The organism is Bradyrhizobium sp. 2TAF24, assembly GCF_052115025.1.
Taxonomy (GTDB): domain Bacteria; phylum Pseudomonadota; class Alphaproteobacteria; order Rhizobiales; family Xanthobacteraceae; genus Bradyrhizobium_A.
In genome coordinates this window covers 53,392-67,977 of sequence record NZ_JBFRFW010000017.1, presented here as the reverse complement: position 1 = coordinate 67,977, position 14,586 = coordinate 53,392, and the positions used below count along the sequence as shown (strand labels likewise).

Annotated in this window: 11 protein-coding genes; 8 read left to right on the top strand and 3 right to left on the bottom strand. The window is 64.0% G+C overall.

Going from position 1 to position 14,586, the window contains the following annotated elements:
* Positions 1-27: 27 nt before the first annotated feature.
* Entirely contained in the window at positions 28-585 is a 558-nt protein-coding gene (locus AB4Z37_RS24450) for an HMA2 domain-containing protein (RefSeq protein ID WP_441519346.1), read from the bottom strand.
* 190 nt (positions 586-775) lie between these two features.
* The gene (locus tag AB4Z37_RS24445; protein ID WP_441519345.1) at positions 776-1,159 is read right to left on the bottom strand and encodes a DUF5132 domain-containing protein; all 384 of its coding nucleotides are present in this window, start codon (positions 1,157-1,159) and stop codon (positions 776-778) included.
* Positions 1,160-1,593: 434 nt separating this feature from the next.
* Between AB4Z37_RS24445 and ybaK the strand changes: the two genes are divergently transcribed.
* From ybaK to AB4Z37_RS24420, 5 genes are all read left to right on the top strand, one after another.
* Positions 1,594-2,067 (top strand): Cys-tRNA(Pro) deacylase, encoded by a 474-nt coding sequence (gene ybaK, locus AB4Z37_RS24440; protein WP_441519344.1) that lies wholly within the window; start codon positions 1,594-1,596, stop codon positions 2,065-2,067.
* A 145-nt stretch (positions 2,068-2,212) separates the two neighbouring features.
* Positions 2,213-2,638: a hypothetical protein gene (locus tag AB4Z37_RS24435; protein WP_441519343.1), complete on the top strand. Its 426-nt coding sequence runs from the start codon at positions 2,213-2,215 to the stop codon at positions 2,636-2,638.
* A 271-nt stretch (positions 2,639-2,909) separates the two neighbouring features.
* The gene (locus AB4Z37_RS24430) at positions 2,910-3,473 is read left to right on the top strand and encodes a TetR/AcrR family transcriptional regulator (RefSeq protein ID WP_441519342.1); all 564 of its coding nucleotides are present in this window, start codon (positions 2,910-2,912) and stop codon (positions 3,471-3,473) included.
* A 278-nt stretch (positions 3,474-3,751) separates the two neighbouring features.
* Positions 3,752-4,939, top strand: coding sequence for an efflux RND transporter periplasmic adaptor subunit (locus tag AB4Z37_RS24425; RefSeq protein WP_441519341.1), 1,188 nt, complete (start codon positions 3,752-3,754; stop codon positions 4,937-4,939).
* A gap of 12 nt (positions 4,940-4,951) precedes the next feature.
* Positions 4,952-8,131, top strand: coding sequence for a multidrug efflux RND transporter permease subunit (locus AB4Z37_RS24420; RefSeq protein WP_441519340.1), 3,180 nt, complete (start codon positions 4,952-4,954; stop codon positions 8,129-8,131).
* On the opposite strand, the gene AB4Z37_RS24415 is transcribed toward AB4Z37_RS24420, so the two are convergent.
* The gene (locus AB4Z37_RS24415) at positions 8,128-9,078 is read right to left on the bottom strand and encodes an aldo/keto reductase (protein WP_441519339.1); all 951 of its coding nucleotides are present in this window, start codon (positions 9,076-9,078) and stop codon (positions 8,128-8,130) included. The genes AB4Z37_RS24420 and AB4Z37_RS24415 overlap by 4 nt on opposite strands.
* Positions 9,079-9,299: 221 nt before the next feature.
* On the opposite strand from AB4Z37_RS24415, the gene AB4Z37_RS24410 reads away from it, so the two are divergent.
* The 3 genes from AB4Z37_RS24410 to AB4Z37_RS24400 all read left to right on the top strand — a co-directional run bounded on the left by AB4Z37_RS24410 (position 9,300) and on the right by AB4Z37_RS24400 (position 14,562).
* A complete protein-coding gene (locus AB4Z37_RS24410; RefSeq protein WP_441519338.1) occupies positions 9,300-9,737 on the top strand; it encodes a hypothetical protein in 438 nt (145 codons plus the stop codon).
* 112 nt (positions 9,738-9,849) lie between these two features.
* Complete coding sequence (locus AB4Z37_RS24405) at positions 9,850-11,238, top strand: MBL fold metallo-hydrolase RNA specificity domain-containing protein (RefSeq protein ID WP_441519337.1); 1,389 nt, start codon at positions 9,850-9,852, stop codon at positions 11,236-11,238.
* 537 nt (positions 11,239-11,775) lie between these two features.
* Entirely contained in the window at positions 11,776-14,562 is a 2,787-nt protein-coding gene (locus AB4Z37_RS24400) for an ATP-binding protein (RefSeq protein ID WP_441519336.1), read from the top strand.
* The last annotated feature ends 24 nt before the right edge of the window (positions 14,563-14,586 follow it).

Sequence of the window (14,586 nt, the reverse complement as noted above, 5' to 3'; positions counted from 1 at the left end):
CATCCAGTCATGGGGCCGGAGCAGGGCTCAGGCTGTCGCGAGGGCCTCGTGCTGTTCCTCCGTCCGCGGCGCATTGGCCTGGATCAGGTGGTTGAGCCCGAAGATCGCGAGCGTCACCCACACCGGGGTGGCCGCATTCGCGCCGACCTCGAAGATGGTGAAGCCGGCGATGCCGACGGCCAGCAGAATCTTGAGGTCGATGACGTTGCCGCTGGCCGCCTTGATCTGGTGATCGACGTCCTTGAAGAAATCGACCACGACCTTGGCGGTTTGGGAGTGCTCGGCGAGATAGGCGGCTTCCTGCTCGATCTTGTTGGCGAGGGCGTCTATCTCGTTCGTCGGCGGCCTGTACTGTCCACCGGTGTGCTGTTCGAGCCGGCCATGGAATTCGGTGTGCCGTTCATGGTCGTAGTGCAGCACCACGCTTCCGGTGATCGGATTGACGGTAACCTGCTCGATGCCGGGAATGACGCTGAAGGTCTGCTTGATCTGCTCCAGCAGCTCCGGGTTGTCCTTCGCGGACGGCACTTTCATGCGGATGCGGCCAGGGACCTGGTGCGCGATCTGCAACTTCAATTTCGCCATGAGTGAATCTCTTGATTGTGCCGTCGCCGTCAGGACGGCATGCGGCTCCGTTGGGCCGCTGATGTCCCCGGAACTCTGACGTGACAGCTCGATGTCGGCCGACGGCGACACGTTCTGCTCCCGTCGCTCCCTGGAAGGAGCCGAAGCTCCTCCACTTCGAATCCGGTCGCCAGGATCTCCCGCGCGGCCGTCAGGCCGCCGGGCGGGCCTTGGCCTTCGCGTCCTCAGCCTCGTTCTCGGCCTGGACTTCGGCAACGATGTCGTTCACCTGCTCATGGGCCTCGGCGAACATTTCCTTGGACTTCTGAGCGAACTTGTAGGTGCCGCGCACGGTCGACTTGAACAGCGGATTGAGCGCATTACCGAGCTTGGGCAGATACTTCGGAGCCGCCACGGCCGCGACACCGAGAGCCAGGCCCGGCAGCAGCGCCGCTTCGAAGAGCGCCGCGCCGACCGCGACGACGGCGACGGTGGCCACGGTCTTGTTCAGGCCAATGCCCTCGTGCTCGTCCTCGTGCGTTTCGACGGTGTGGTCGGCCTGCGCTTCGCCATGACCATTGTGGCTCGTATGCATCGCTGAAATCCTTTGTTCACGAACGCCGCTACGTAACGGATGCTCACCCACCAATAGAGGTCGATTAAAATAGGTATATGACAGTCGGATGACGGGGCTGTCATCGACGCGGGTTCCCGTATTGGGGGGGCAGCTATCATATTGCCATTGCGGGCATTCCAGGCGGTCGACCGTCGGGGGAGGGGGCTGCGTCAGGGCCATAGCGCAGGGCCCTCCACCAGCACGGCGAAGGCGGGGGAGGATTGCTGCCGGTGCGTTTCGAACTCCCGGGCATCAAGCCGTTATCGGTGCAGCCTCCGGAAGCTTGGGCTGCCGGGCTGTTGTCCAACGCTCCCCGGGGCGAACAAGGTTGCGCGATCGCCGGCCGATCGGGCTATTGTGGCCGGCCATGATGAACGCGCGGTAACGACAGGCGGGCGCGAGAGAAAGTTGGAATGTCCAAGGTTACACGTGCGACGAAAGTGCTCGAACAGGCCGGCGTGCGGTTTACGGTTCACGCCTACGACTACGATCCGGACGCGGAACGGGTCGGGTTGCAGGCGGCGGAGGCCCTCGGCGAGACGCCGGACAGGGTGCTCAAGACGCTGATGGCGCTGGTCGATGACAAGCCGGTCTGTGTCGTCGTGCCGTCCGACCGTGAGGTCTCGATGAAGAAGCTCGCGGCTGCGTTCGGCGGCAAGGCGGCGGAGATGATGAAGCCCGCCAATGCGGAGCGCATCACCGGCTACAAGGTCGGCGGCATCAGCCCGTTCGGCCAGATGCGCCGGGTCCCGGTCGCGATCGAGGCCACCGCGCTTTCGCATGATCTCGTCTATCTCAACGGCGGTCAGCGAGGGCTGCAGGTCCGCCTCGATCCCAGGGATGCGCAGGCCTCGCTCGCGGCGCTCGTGGCGTCACTGGTGGCATGACCGTGCTGTTCATCCGCGAAGTGCCAAATTCGTGGTACGGCCTGGTTCGGCGCCTGTTCAATTTCAGGGCCGTGCCACGACGGCTGTGGAGGGAGAACATCTGATGAAGCGATTTGGTGTCACGGTCTTTCTCGCTCTGTCGTCGATGACCCATGTGCTCGCCGCCGGTCAGACACCCGATGCGACCGTGGCGGAGCTCTACGCGGCTTATGGCCAGGGCTGCGATCACGCCGAACGCAACGGTCTGGACGAGACGCTCGCAAAGCGTCTGTTCGATTCCGATCTGGCGCGCACCTACCGCAAGGCCAAATCGATCGATGCGGATTTCTTTGTCGCCGGCCAGGACTGGTGCATCACGGCGCCGGTTGCGACGGCCGCGATCTCTCAAAGCCCGTCAAAAGCCACGGTGCTGGCGACGGTGACGCTGGACGATGCGTTCGGTCAGGGCAAGCCCCAGATACGAACTCTGAAGATCAAGTTCGATCTGTCCCATGCTCCAGATGGCTGGCGAATCTCCGATGCGTTCGACGGCGATGTGTCTGCCAAGCAGACATGGCGGCGCAGCCGGTGAGCAGCAGCTGAAGCGGCTCTGTGCGGGTCGTCCGGCGGCATCAATCCGTTTGGCCAGATGCGCCGGCTGCCGGTCGCGATCGAGGCCGAGGCGCTGGCGCACGACCTCGTCGATCTCAACGGCGCTCCCGTTCGCAAAGTTTTGTCGCGACGCCTCGAAATCGCTTGCGCAGGGTCAATGGACGGTAATTTGATATGTGGCAGATTCTCTTGTCATGAAACCGACGGGCCGGGCGGCTGCGTCGGTCGCTATGAGGCGCCACGCGGTCGATATGGCTCTTTCCCCCGAACAGGTCCAACGGGCCGCCAGCGTGCGCGAACGGCTTCTCGCGAGTGCCGCAACCGTGCTGGTAACGACCGGCGTTCATGCCCTGACACTGGATGCCGTGGCCCGGGACGCGAAAGTCAGCAAGGGCGGACTGCTCCATCACTTCTCCACCAAGACCGAATTGCTGCAGGCGTTGCTGGAAGATTCCTATGCCAGGTGTCTCTCCAAGATCGATGAGCTGGCCGCGAGTGATCCCGACGCGTATGGACGGTTTACACGCGCCTATATCCGCGCATCGCTGGCAAGCGACCTCGGCAATGCCCAGGCGACTGTGGTGATGGCGTTGCTGCTCGATCCCGCGCTGCGGGCCGAGTGGCTGCAGCGGGTGGAATCGCTCCTGCAGAAAGACCTCAACGAAGACGATCCGGCGCTCGCCAAGATCCTGCGCCTCGCGGCCGACGGTCTGTGGTTGTCGGATGCGTTCACGCTGCACACGATCTCCGCGACTGAACGGGCCGAGCTTGAACAGCGGTTGGTCGAACTGACCCGCTTCCGCCCCCCGTCCTGACATCCGTGTTCAGCCGGCCGAGCTGCATGCGCACACCGCACCGGCCGCGGCGTGCCGCACTCTGAACTGGCCTCCATGAGCGCTCGGGTTCGGGGCGGACCGTTGCCGCATGCGCCTCATCGTTGGGTGTCGGGGAGCCCATCTCGCCTGCGCACGCGCGCAAGCGATGTTGCGGCGCAAAAAATGTCAGTTGACGACAAACCGTCCAGACGGTATCTTATGAAAGAGTGGAACGCGCCGTCCGCGTCGCGCGGACGTGGAAATTTTGGTGAATTCAAGTGTCTGGAAAGTCGACGTGGGCTGTCCGCGCGGCCGGGCTGGCGGCCGCCGCCCTGGTGCTGGTCGGGTGTGGCGAGGGCAAGAAGGCGGCGGATCAGTCACCGCCTCCTGTCGCCGTCAGCGTCGTGACGGTCACGCCGCAGACCCTGCAGCTCGTCAACGATCTTCCAGGGCGCATCGCGCCGACGCGCATCGCCGAGGTGCGGCCGCGCGTCGCCGGCATCCTGGTCGAGCGTGTGTTCAAGCAGGGCACCATGGTGCGCGAGGGCGACGTCCTCTATCGCCTCGACCCCGCGCCGTTCCGCGTGAAGGTCGATAGCGCCAAGGCGGCGCTGCGGCGCGCCGAGGCGACGCGCATCCTTGCCAAGCAGCAGGCCGAACGTCAGACCCAGCTCAAGGAGCGCGATGTCACCACGGGGCAGCTCTATGAGAAGGCGATTGCCGAGCTCGCCCAGGCCGAGGCCGACGAGGCTTCCGCCCGTGCGGGTCTCCAGGCCGCCATGCTCGATCTGGAATACACCGAGGTCCGCGCGCCGATCACCGGCCGCATCGGCCGTGCGCTGGTGACCGAGGGCGCGCTCGTCAGCGCCGGTGACAGCCAGACGCTTGCGACGATCCAGCAACTCGATCCCGTCTATGCCGACTTCACGCAGTCGGCGAACGAACTGCTGGCGCTGAAGCGCGCCGCCAAGGCCGGCCACGGCGCCGTGGACGGCGATATCGCGGAGGTCTGCTTGCGCTTCGACGACGGCTCGGCCTACGCGCATCGCGGACGGCTGCTGCTGTCGGAAGCCGCTGTCGACGCGACCACCGGCCAGGTTACCCTCCGCGGCGAGTTTCCGAACCCGGATAACGATCTGCTGCCAGGCATGTATGTGCGGGTGCAGGTCGTCCAGGGTGAGCAGCAGAACGCGCTGTCGGTGCCGGAACGAGCCTTGCAGCGCGATCCCGGCGGCCAGGCGCAGGTCTACGTCGTCGATGCAGAGCGCCGGGCCGAACTGCGCAAGGTGACGCCGTCGCGGCTGGTGAACGGACGCTGGATCATCGCGAGCGGCCTCAACCCCGGCGACAGGGTGGTGGTTGAAGGCTTCCAGGCCCTGTCCGCCGGCGCGATGGTCGACGCCAAACCCTGGCGCATGCAGACGGCCGACGAGGCCGGCGCATCTCCCAATCAGGCGATCAAGTAAGAGCCGACGTCCATGTCCGAATTCTTCATTGCGCGGCCCGTGTTCGCATGGGTCGTCGCCATCTTCATCATGATCGGCGGCGCGCTGGCGATTCCGTATCTGCCGGTGTCGCAGTATCCCAACATCGCGCCGCCGCGCATCTCTGTCAGCACCAGCTATCCCGGAGCGTCCTCGGAAGAAATCTACCAGGGTGTCACGCGGCTGATCGAGGATCAGCTCAACGGCATTCCCAACCTGATGTACTTCGAGTCGACCGCGGACGCGACGGGCTCGGTGCAGATCGACGTCACCTTCAAGCCGGGCACCTCGGTGGCGCAGGCGACCGTCGACGTGCAGAACCGCATTCGCCGCGTCGAGTCGCGGCTGCCGCGCGCCGTCATGCAACAGGGCATCACCGTCGAAGAGGGCTCGGTGTCGTTCCTGATGTTCATCTCGGTGCAGTCGAGCGACCCGTCCTTCGGCGACGTCGCGCTTGGCGACTACATCACGCGCAACGTCCTCAGCGAGATCCGCCGCATCGACGGCGTCGGCAAGGCGCAGCTGTTCGGCACCCAGCGCGCGATGCGCGTCTGGATCAACCCCGACAAGATGCTGGGCCTCGGCCTGACGCCGGCCGACATCATGGCGGCGATCACCGCCCAGAACGCGCAGGTTGCGGCCGGCCGGATCGGCGCCCAGCCCAATCCGATCTCCCAGGACGTTTCCGCGCCGGTGGTGATCAAGGGCCAACTCGGCACGCCCGACGAGTTCAGCTCGATCGTGCTGCGCGCCAACCGCGACGGCTCGTCGGTCCGCCTGCGCGACGTCGCCCGCGTCGAGGTCGGCGGCGAGGACTACAACTTCTCGTCGCGCCTCAACGGCAAGCCGGCGGCGGCGATCGGCGTGCAGCTATCCGCGACCGCCAACGCGCTGTCGGTGTCTAGGCTCGTCAACGCCAAGATGAAGGAGCTGTCGCGCTACTTCCCGAAAGGCGTCACCTACGAGATCGCCTACGACACCACGCCGTTCGTCAAGGCGTCGATCGAAAAGGTGCTCCATACCCTGGGCGAGGCGCTCATCCTGGTGTTCATCGTGATGTTCCTGTTCCTGCAGAACATCCGTTACACGCTGATTCCCACCATCGTGGTGCCGATCGCACTGCTCGGCACCTGTGCGGTGATGTACGCGACCGGGTTTTCGATCAACGTCCTGACCATGTTCGCCATGGTTCTGGCGATCGGTATTCTTGTCGACGACGCCATCGTGGTGGTCGAGAACGTCGAACGCCTGATGGCGCAGGAAGGGCTGTCGCCCCGGGCGGCGACGCGCAAGGCGATGACCCAGATCGGCGGTGCGATCGTCGGCATTACGCTGGTGCTGACGGCGACCTTCGTGCCGATGGCGTTCTTTCCGGGGGCGGTCGGCATCATCTACCGCCAGTTCAGCCTCACGATGGTCGTCTCGATCCTGTTTTCGGGTTTCCTCGCGCTCACCCTGACGCCTGCCTTGTGCGCGACCTTCCTCAAGCCGATCCCCGCCGGCCATCATGAGAAGGGCGGTTTCTTCGGCTGGTTCAACCGCACCTTCGACAGGCTTGCCGGGCGCTATCGCCTGTCCGTCGGCTGGATCACGGGGCGCGCCGGGCGCATGATGGTGATCTATGTGGCGCTGCTGGTCGGCGTCGGCTGGGCGTTCGTCAGGCTGCCGTCGGGCTTCCTGCCGGTGGAAGACCAGGGCTACGTGATCGCCGATATCCAGGCGCCGCCGGAGGCGAGCCAGACGCGCACCCTGAAATCGCTCGAGCAGGTCGAGCAGATCTTCGCAAAGGAGCCAGGCGTATCCGGCGTCTTCTCGGTGACCGGCTATAGCTTCTCCGGCAACGGCCTGAGCTCGGCGATCGCCTGGATCACGCTCAAGGACTGGGACGAACGTGGGGACAAGGATGCGGCCGGCGCGATCGTCGGACGTGCGAACGGCGAACTCGGCAAGGTCGGCGACGCCACGGCCTTCGCCCTGTCGCCGCCGCCGATCGATGGCCTCAGCAATTCCACCGGCTTCACATTCCGCCTGCAGGACCGCGGCAACCGCGGCACGGAGGCGCTGGCGCAGGCGGCGAGCCAGTTGCTGGCAGCCGGCGCGAAGAGCCCGGTGCTGACCGGCCTGCGCATCGAGGGCCTTGCCAATTCGACACAGCTCAATCTTGTCATCGACCGCGAGAAAGCCAACACGTTCGGCGTGTCCTTCGCCGATATCAACACCACGATCTCGGCGAGCCTCGGCTCGTCGTATGTCAACGACTTCCCGAACGCCGGCCGCATGCAGCGCGTCACCGTGCAGGCGGAGGAGGATAGCCGCATGCATGCGGACGACCTGCTCAAGCTCAACGTGCGCAATGCCAGTGGCGGCATGGTGCCGCTGTCCGCGTTCGCCCGCGCCGAGTGGGCCAAGGGCACGATGCAGGTGGTCGGATTCAACGGCTATCCCTCGATCCGCATCTCCGGCGAGGCCGCGGCCGGCCGCTCGTCGGGCGACGCACTCAAGGAGATGGAGCGGCTGGCGGGGCAGTTGCCCGACGGTTTCGGCTTTCAGTGGGCGGGCCAGTCGCAGGAGGAGATCGAGTCCGGGACCCAGGCGCCGTTCCTGCTCGGCCTCAGCGTCCTGTTCGTGTTCCTGCTGCTCGCCGCGCTCTACGAGAGCTGGTCAATCCCGTTGTCGGTGATGCTGGTGGTGCCGCTCGGCATCATCGGATCGCTGCTCGCCGTGATGCTGCGCGACATGCCGAACGACATCTATTTTAAGGTCGGCCTGATCGCGATCATCGGCCTGTCGGCGAAGAATGCGATCCTGATCGTGGAGTTCGCCAAGGACCTGCATGCGCAGGGCAAATCGTTGCGACAGGCGGCGATCGAGGCGGCGTTCATTCGCTTCCGGCCCATCCTGATGACGTCGCTGGCCTTCATCCTCGGTGTGACGCCGCTGGCGATCGCGACCGGTGCCAGCGCCGGCAGCCAGAACGCCATCGGCACCGGCGTCCTCGGCGGCATGATCTCGGCGACGGTGCTCGCGGTGCTGTTCGTGCCAGCGTTCTATGTCTTCGTGCTCAAGCGCATGGGGGTCAAGCATGTGCGCAAGGATGACGAGACGTCCGAGGAGGCGCCGCCCCCCCGCGACTGTCTTTGGCGGTCTGTTCTCGATGCCGGTGATACGCGCTAGGTGCTCGCCGTATCCAGGCGCTCGATCTGGCTTTTCGTCAGTTCGAGCTTCGTCGCTGCGACCAGTGTTTCGACATGGGCGGGCTTGGTGGCGCTGGCGATCGGCGCGGTGATGGACGGCTTGGCCATCAGCCAGGCCAGCGCGATCGCCGCGGGCTCCGCGCGTGTTTCAGCCGCGATCTCGTCGAGACCGGCCAGGATGCGCATGCCGCGCGGATTCATGTATTTGGGGATGCCACGCGCGCCGCGCGGGCTCTTGCCGTAGTCCGCCTCGGAGCGGTACTTGCCGGTCAGGAACCCTGCCGCGAGCGAGAAGAAGGTGATCACGCCGAGGTCGTTGGCCTCGCAGACGCGCTGCAGCGCACCTTCATAGCTCGCACGTTCCGCCAGGCTGTATTCCGGCTGCAGGCACTCATAGCGCGGCAGGCCATTCTGTTTGGAAATGTCGAGGGCGTTCTGCAGCCGGGCGGCGGAGAAGTTCGACGCGCCGATCGCGCGGACCTTGCCGGCCTTGATCAGTTTGTCGTAGGCGGCCAGTGTTTCTTCCTGCGGCGTCGTCTCGTCGTCCTTGTGGGACTGGTAGAGATCGATGGTGTCCGTCTGCAGCCGTCGCAGCGAATCCTCGACAGCGCGGGCGATATAGTCGGGCTTCAACCCGACCCTGCCATCGCCCATGTCCATGCCGACCTTGGTGGCGAGGATGATGCGCGCGCGATTGCCGCGCGCCTTCATCCATTTGCCGATGATGGTCTCGGATTCACCACCGGTGTGGCCCGGCACCCAGCGCGAGTAGACGTCGGCGGTGTCCAGGAAGTTCAACCCATGGTCGAGCACGGTGTCGAGCAGCCGGAACGACGCGCTCTCGTCGACGGTCCAGCCGAACACATTGCACCCGAAGCACAGCGGAGGAACGGTGAGGCCGGAGCGGCCGAGCGGACGCAGCTTCATGAGCATTTTTTCCATGGTTCGCAGAGGGCTGGGTGAAAAAAGGATGAGACAGATCGCCCGGCTTTGCAAGCGCCCACCGGCGTGCCGTGTCGGGGCCAAGCGAAAGCGATGGAGACGTGGTAGGATAGCCGCGCGAGTGCATGCGCTTGGGCGATTGATGCAGGTCGGTCGTCGCGAGGGGCAGTTCACCTGTCGTTTACTCGAAGCTTCGGAGGCGTGCGATGGTTGTCCGGTTGCACACTGGCTCGTTCTCTCATGTCCTTGAACGGATCGGGCTCGCCACCGCGGGCGCATCGTGCGGGCTGTTCGTCGCCGCCTACCTGGCGAAGAACGGAACCCCGTTGTTCGAATCGATCGGCTTCTTCCTGCTGGCGATGCTCTGCGGTGCGATCGGTTTCTACATCGGCATTGATATGCCGCGACGAGACCTTCACAATGTGGAGCCGAAAATAGGCGGGGTCATCCTGGAAGCGGACCCGGTCGAAACGCTCAGTGCGATCGGGACCTTTGCCGCTCCAGTGGCCGCTCTGGTCGCGGTGTCGCACATCGTGCTCGACATCAATTCGGACGGCTTCTGGGTGCCGGCCATTGGCGGCGTGTGGCTGGCCGGCGTTATCTTGCAGATCGCCGCGGGTGTTTTCGCGCGGCTGGGACGCTGAACCGCTGAATGCGCGACGGAGCCGCGCTTGTGCGGATCTCGTCGCGCGCGGCGCGGACGTGCCGTCGGCGTCCACGGGGGAAGCGTCTGCGCCGGTGAATGGGGAGCGTGAGTTGAGATTGTCCTTTCATGGCGCCGATCGCAGCGTCACGGGATCCTGTCATCTGATCGAGTGCGCCGGCAAGCGGATCCTGATCGATTGCGGCCTGCATCAGGGCAGCCGGGAGCTGGATGATGAGAATGCCGAGCCGTTCGACTTCGATGCGGCAGACATCGATTATATCCTGCTGACGCACGCCCATCTCGATCATTGCGGCCGCCTGCCGCTGCTGGCGAAGCGCGGTTTTCGCGGCGAGATCATCACCACGGCGGCCTCTCGTGAGCTCGTCCGGCTGGTGCTGCTGGATGCGGCCCATCTCCTGGAAGAGGAGGCGCGGCGACGCGAGCGCCGCAGCAGGCCATGGGCGACCTCGCGGGATCAGGCTCGTCCGCTCTATTCGACGCTGGATGCGCTGAACTGCCTCGATCGTTTTGGCCGCATAGCCGTTTATGGCGAGCCGCTGCAGGTTGCGCCGGGCGTGCAGGCGACCTTCATCGATGCCGGCCACATTCTCGGGTCGGCCAGCATCGTCATCAAGCTCGACGAGGGCGGTCGCTCGACCAGCGTGCTGTTCTCGGGCGATCTCGGCAATGCGGGACGTCCGCTGTTGCGCGGGCCAGACGCGCCGCCGCAGGTCGACGTCGTGGTGATGGAGACGACTTACGGCGACCGTCTGCACAAGCCGCTTGGACCGTCGATCGACGAACTGATCGGCGCCATTGCCGAGACCTTCAGGCGCGGCGGCAACGTCGTCATCCCGACCTTCGCGCTCGAGCGCGCGCAGGAGCTGCTGTTCGTCCTGAGCGAGGCGGTGAAGGATGGACGGCTTGCGCCTTCGCTGCAGATCTTCCTGGACTCGCCGATGGCCATTTCCGCCACTGAGATTTTCGGACGCCATCCGGAATGTCTCACCGCGGCGGCCGCCGAGCTCTTCCGCCGGGGGCGCGATCCGTTCGATCTGCATGGCCTGCACTTCTCGCGCGAGACCGCAGAATCGATCGCCATCAACACCATTCGCGGCGGCGCCATCATCATGGCGGGCGCGGGCATGTGCACCGGCGGGAGGGTGCGTCATCACCTCCAGCGCAATCTCGGCCGCGAGCAGTCGAGCGTCGTCTTCGTCGGCTATGCCGCCGCAGGAACGCTCGCACGGCGCATCATCGACGGGGCAAGGGAGGTGATCGTCCTCGGCGAGGAGATTCCAGTCAAGGCCCGGATCTACACCATCAACGGCTTCTCGGCACATGCCGATCAGGCGGAGCTTCTGGCCTGGCAACGGCAGACCCGCGCGCGGCGCACGTTTCTCGTTCACGGCGAGGAAGGGGCGATGACGCGGTTCGCGGCGCGACTCGCCGCGACCGAGGTAGTGATGCCCGAGAGCGGCCAGAGCTTCGAGTTGTAGAGCACGCCCTGCGCCTGATGGCGCTGGGCGGCCGCAGGAGAGCCGCGCCTGCGGTCCGGCGGATCCAAGCGACCGCCGCGGTGAACAGCTCGGCTTGTCCTGTATCGGACACCGGTTTGGGACATAAAAGAGTGTAACGGAATCGACTGGCGCCCATTCAAAGTTGCATTGTGATTGTCGAAAAGCGGTTGTGCGCGCAGAAATCCAGGGATTCTCGCCCGCGCGTCGGCGCCACTGCTAGATGCCGGTCCAGCCAACCGGGTCCTGAAAATTCCCCGAGCTTGCCATGGTGTCCTCGCCCTCCGGCGCGAGGGGCTGGGTCGCGCCCGTTGCGATAAGCGCTATGGCGGTTTGGGGCGACCCCTGCAGGGCTGCGCTTCGAACGCCGTCAAGCACCGAGCGTCTTCCTGCATGCCAAGTTTCCCCTTTCGCCGAGGGTAGAAACCGTCTGATATAGAATGAGGTAGATGCAATCGAAGGCCACCTGCTATAGCGGGGACGTAAGAAGGCACTCGGAAAGACTGGTTTGGCCGCAGAATGGGCAATCATTCACTTTCGTTCGGGCCATTCCGTCTCAGCCCTGAACGCAGGGCTCTATATCGGGACGGCAAACCGGTCCGTCTTGGCAGCCGGGCATTGGATCTTCTTATCGCGCTCGTCGAGAACGGCGAAAACCTCACCAGCAAAGAAGCCCTGATAAAGCGCGTTTGGCCCGACACTTTCATCGAAGAAGCCAATCTCAGGGTCCACGTTGCCGCGCTGCGGAAGTTGCTTGGCGACCAGAGCGGAGGTTTGCAGTACATAAGCACAGTTTCCGGCCGGGGTTATTGCTTCGTGGCTCCGGTCGTTCGGGTCGAGGACATGCCGGCCGATCTCGTCCTGGAGGCCGAAGCGATCTCGTGCACGGGGTCTGACCTACCGCGCTCGCTGAGCCGTATCATCGGCCGCGAACAATGCGTCGAAAATCTCTGCGATCAGCTATTGCGTCATCGGTTCGTTACGATCGTCGGACCGGGCGGCGTGGGAAAGACCACGGTGGCTATCGAAGTCGCGGCCAGGCTGGTTGACGACAGACGGTGTCAGCTGTGCTTCGTGGAACTCGCCCATCTTACGGATGGCCGCCTGATACCCGGCGCGATGGCCTCCGTTCTTGGATTGCCGCCGCTTGGCGATCAACCGCTGGCGTCGTTGACGGGCCAGATCCGAAAGGAGTCGATGCTGATCGTGCTCGACAATTGCGAGCACCTGCTTGATTCGGTTGCTCCGTTGGCGGAAGCGCTTCTGAAAGCGGCGCCCGACGTTCGTTTGTTGACGACAAGTCGTCAGCCACTCGGAGCGGAAGGCGAGTTTCTCGTCCATCTGTCCGGTCTCGATTTTCCGTCGACCGAAGACATTACGACGCTCTCGGAGGCCCTCGCGTTCCCGGCCATCGAATTATTCGCCGAACGGGCCGCCGCCTCGTTCGACAACTTTCGGCTCGACGAAAGCAATTTCTCGGCGGTCGGCCAGATTTGTCGTCGACTCGACGGGATTCCGCTGGCCATCGAACTGGCTGCCGCGCGCGTGAACCTCGTCGGCGTCGATGGGCTGGCTGCCCAGTTGCACGACAGCTTTGCCTTGCTCACCAGAGGGCGCCGGACTGCGTTGCCGCGTCATCAGACTTTGCGAGCGACCCTGGACTGGAGCTTCAATCTGATTCCGGCGGAGGAAAAGCTCGCTCTCGCTCGCCTGGCAGTGCTGATAGGTCCGTTCACCATGGAAACGGCCATTGCTTTGAGCGCGGGAGACGGTGAGCTCGCGAAGAACGACGCAGAACGAGTGCTCGGCTTGATAGAAAAGTCCCTTATCACGACGGATCTGACCGGCAAGATCGCCCGGTACCGGCTGCTAAGTACGACGCGCGAGTACGCGCTGGAAAAGCTCCGGCAAAGCGGCGAACAAGACTTGCTCCACCTGAAACACGCGTTGCATTTTGCGCGCCTCGCGCGGAGGGCGAGATCCGACTGGGAAACCGTGCCTGCCGCCGAGTGGATCCACTACTACGGTCACACCATCGACGATATGCGCGCGGCAATCGACTGGGCGCTCTCGTCGTCCGGGCAGCAAAGCGTCGCCTTCGATATCACGATAGACAGCGCACCGCTTTGGTTTCGGTTGTCGTTGATGGATGAATACCGCGAACGGCTTCAAAGAGCCCTGGCTTGCCCGGATATCGACCTTGCCAGGAAGTCCCGTCTGCGGATAGCGCTCGGGCACGCCATTTGGTACGCGCAAAACGACGTGCCCCTGATGGAGGAGAACTTCACCAAAGCGCTCGAAATAGCCGAGCATATCGACGACCGATCCGCTCAGCTTCAGTCGCTTTGGGGAGTCTGGGCCGTGCATCGGAGCCGTGGTGAATATCGAAAGGCGTTGGCTCTCGCGAAACGATACGAAGCGGTCGCCAATGCGTTCGGGGATCCGAAGTCGAAGTCCCTCGCAAATCGCATACTGAGCGTCAATCAGCACTATCTCGGAGATCAAGAGGAGGCTCGGCGTCTCGTCAAGATGGTGCAGGCCCAACTGACGCCTTCGGTGCGATCGGTCAACAACGATTTTCAACTCGACGCACATGTCGCGACGACCGCGTTGCTATCGCGTATCGATTGGTTGCAAGGCTTCCCCGATCAGGCCAAAGCGAGAGCTCGCCAATCCGTCGAGGCTGCCCTGAAAACGAGTCACGTTCTTTCTCTCGGCTACGCGATCTGCATGGCCGGCTGCCCGGTTGCGCTCTGGACCGGCGACATTGCGGAAGCCGAATGTAACCTTCGCCTATTGAACAAGTACGTGGCGAGCAACCGCCTTTACAGCACCTGGGGCCGCGCCTTCGAAATCACCATGCGTCTTCGCGAACGCACGGATACGGACTCCCTGATCGCGCAATATATCGAGGCGAGGTTGGATGTATGCTCACTATCCGTTCTTGCGGACCTCAACATCGACGACCTGAACCCCTCCGAACTCCCCGAGCCGATCGCGGAGGAACTATGGAACTACCCTGAACTGCTGCGGATCAAGGCGGAGTTCGTGTTGTGCAAGGGCTCATCAGTGGCTGCCCAAAAAGAAGCGGAAGAATTGCTGCTGAAATCCCTGGATCGTTCCAAGTCGCAGCGCCTGCCGTCGTTCGAATTGCGGACTGCCGTTTCGCTGGCGCGGTTATGGGGGTGCACGGCGCGTGTCGCCGAAGCACGATCGATGCTTGAAACGAGCTATGGCAAATTTACCGAAGGCTTCGCCACGACCGACCTCATCAATGCCGATCGCCTGATCGCCGAACTCGGTTAGCGAAACCTGGAACGGGTTCTACTG

Bases quoted from the DNA above. Each gene is read 5' to 3' on its own strand.
- AB4Z37_RS24450 (WP_441519346.1), bottom strand. From the start codon at position 585: ATGGCGAAATTGAAGTTGCAGATCGCGCACCAGGTCCCTGGCCGCATC.
- AB4Z37_RS24445 (WP_441519345.1), bottom strand. From the start codon at position 1,159: ATGCATACGAGCCACAATGGTCATGGCGAAGCGCAGGCCGACCACACC.
- ybaK (WP_441519344.1), top strand. From the start codon at position 1,594: ATGTCCAAGGTTACACGTGCGACGAAAGTGCTCGAACAGGCCGGCGTG.
- AB4Z37_RS24435 (WP_441519343.1), top strand. From the start codon at position 2,213: ATGACCCATGTGCTCGCCGCCGGTCAGACACCCGATGCGACCGTGGCG.
- AB4Z37_RS24430 (WP_441519342.1), top strand. From the start codon at position 2,910: ATGGCTCTTTCCCCCGAACAGGTCCAACGGGCCGCCAGCGTGCGCGAA.
- AB4Z37_RS24420 (WP_441519340.1), top strand. From the start codon at position 4,952: ATGTCCGAATTCTTCATTGCGCGGCCCGTGTTCGCATGGGTCGTCGCC.
- AB4Z37_RS24415 (WP_441519339.1), bottom strand. From the start codon at position 9,078: ATGAAGCTGCGTCCGCTCGGCCGCTCCGGCCTCACCGTTCCTCCGCTG.
- AB4Z37_RS24410 (WP_441519338.1), top strand. From the start codon at position 9,300: ATGGTTGTCCGGTTGCACACTGGCTCGTTCTCTCATGTCCTTGAACGG.
- AB4Z37_RS24400 (WP_441519336.1), top strand. From the start codon at position 11,776: ATGGGCAATCATTCACTTTCGTTCGGGCCATTCCGTCTCAGCCCTGAA.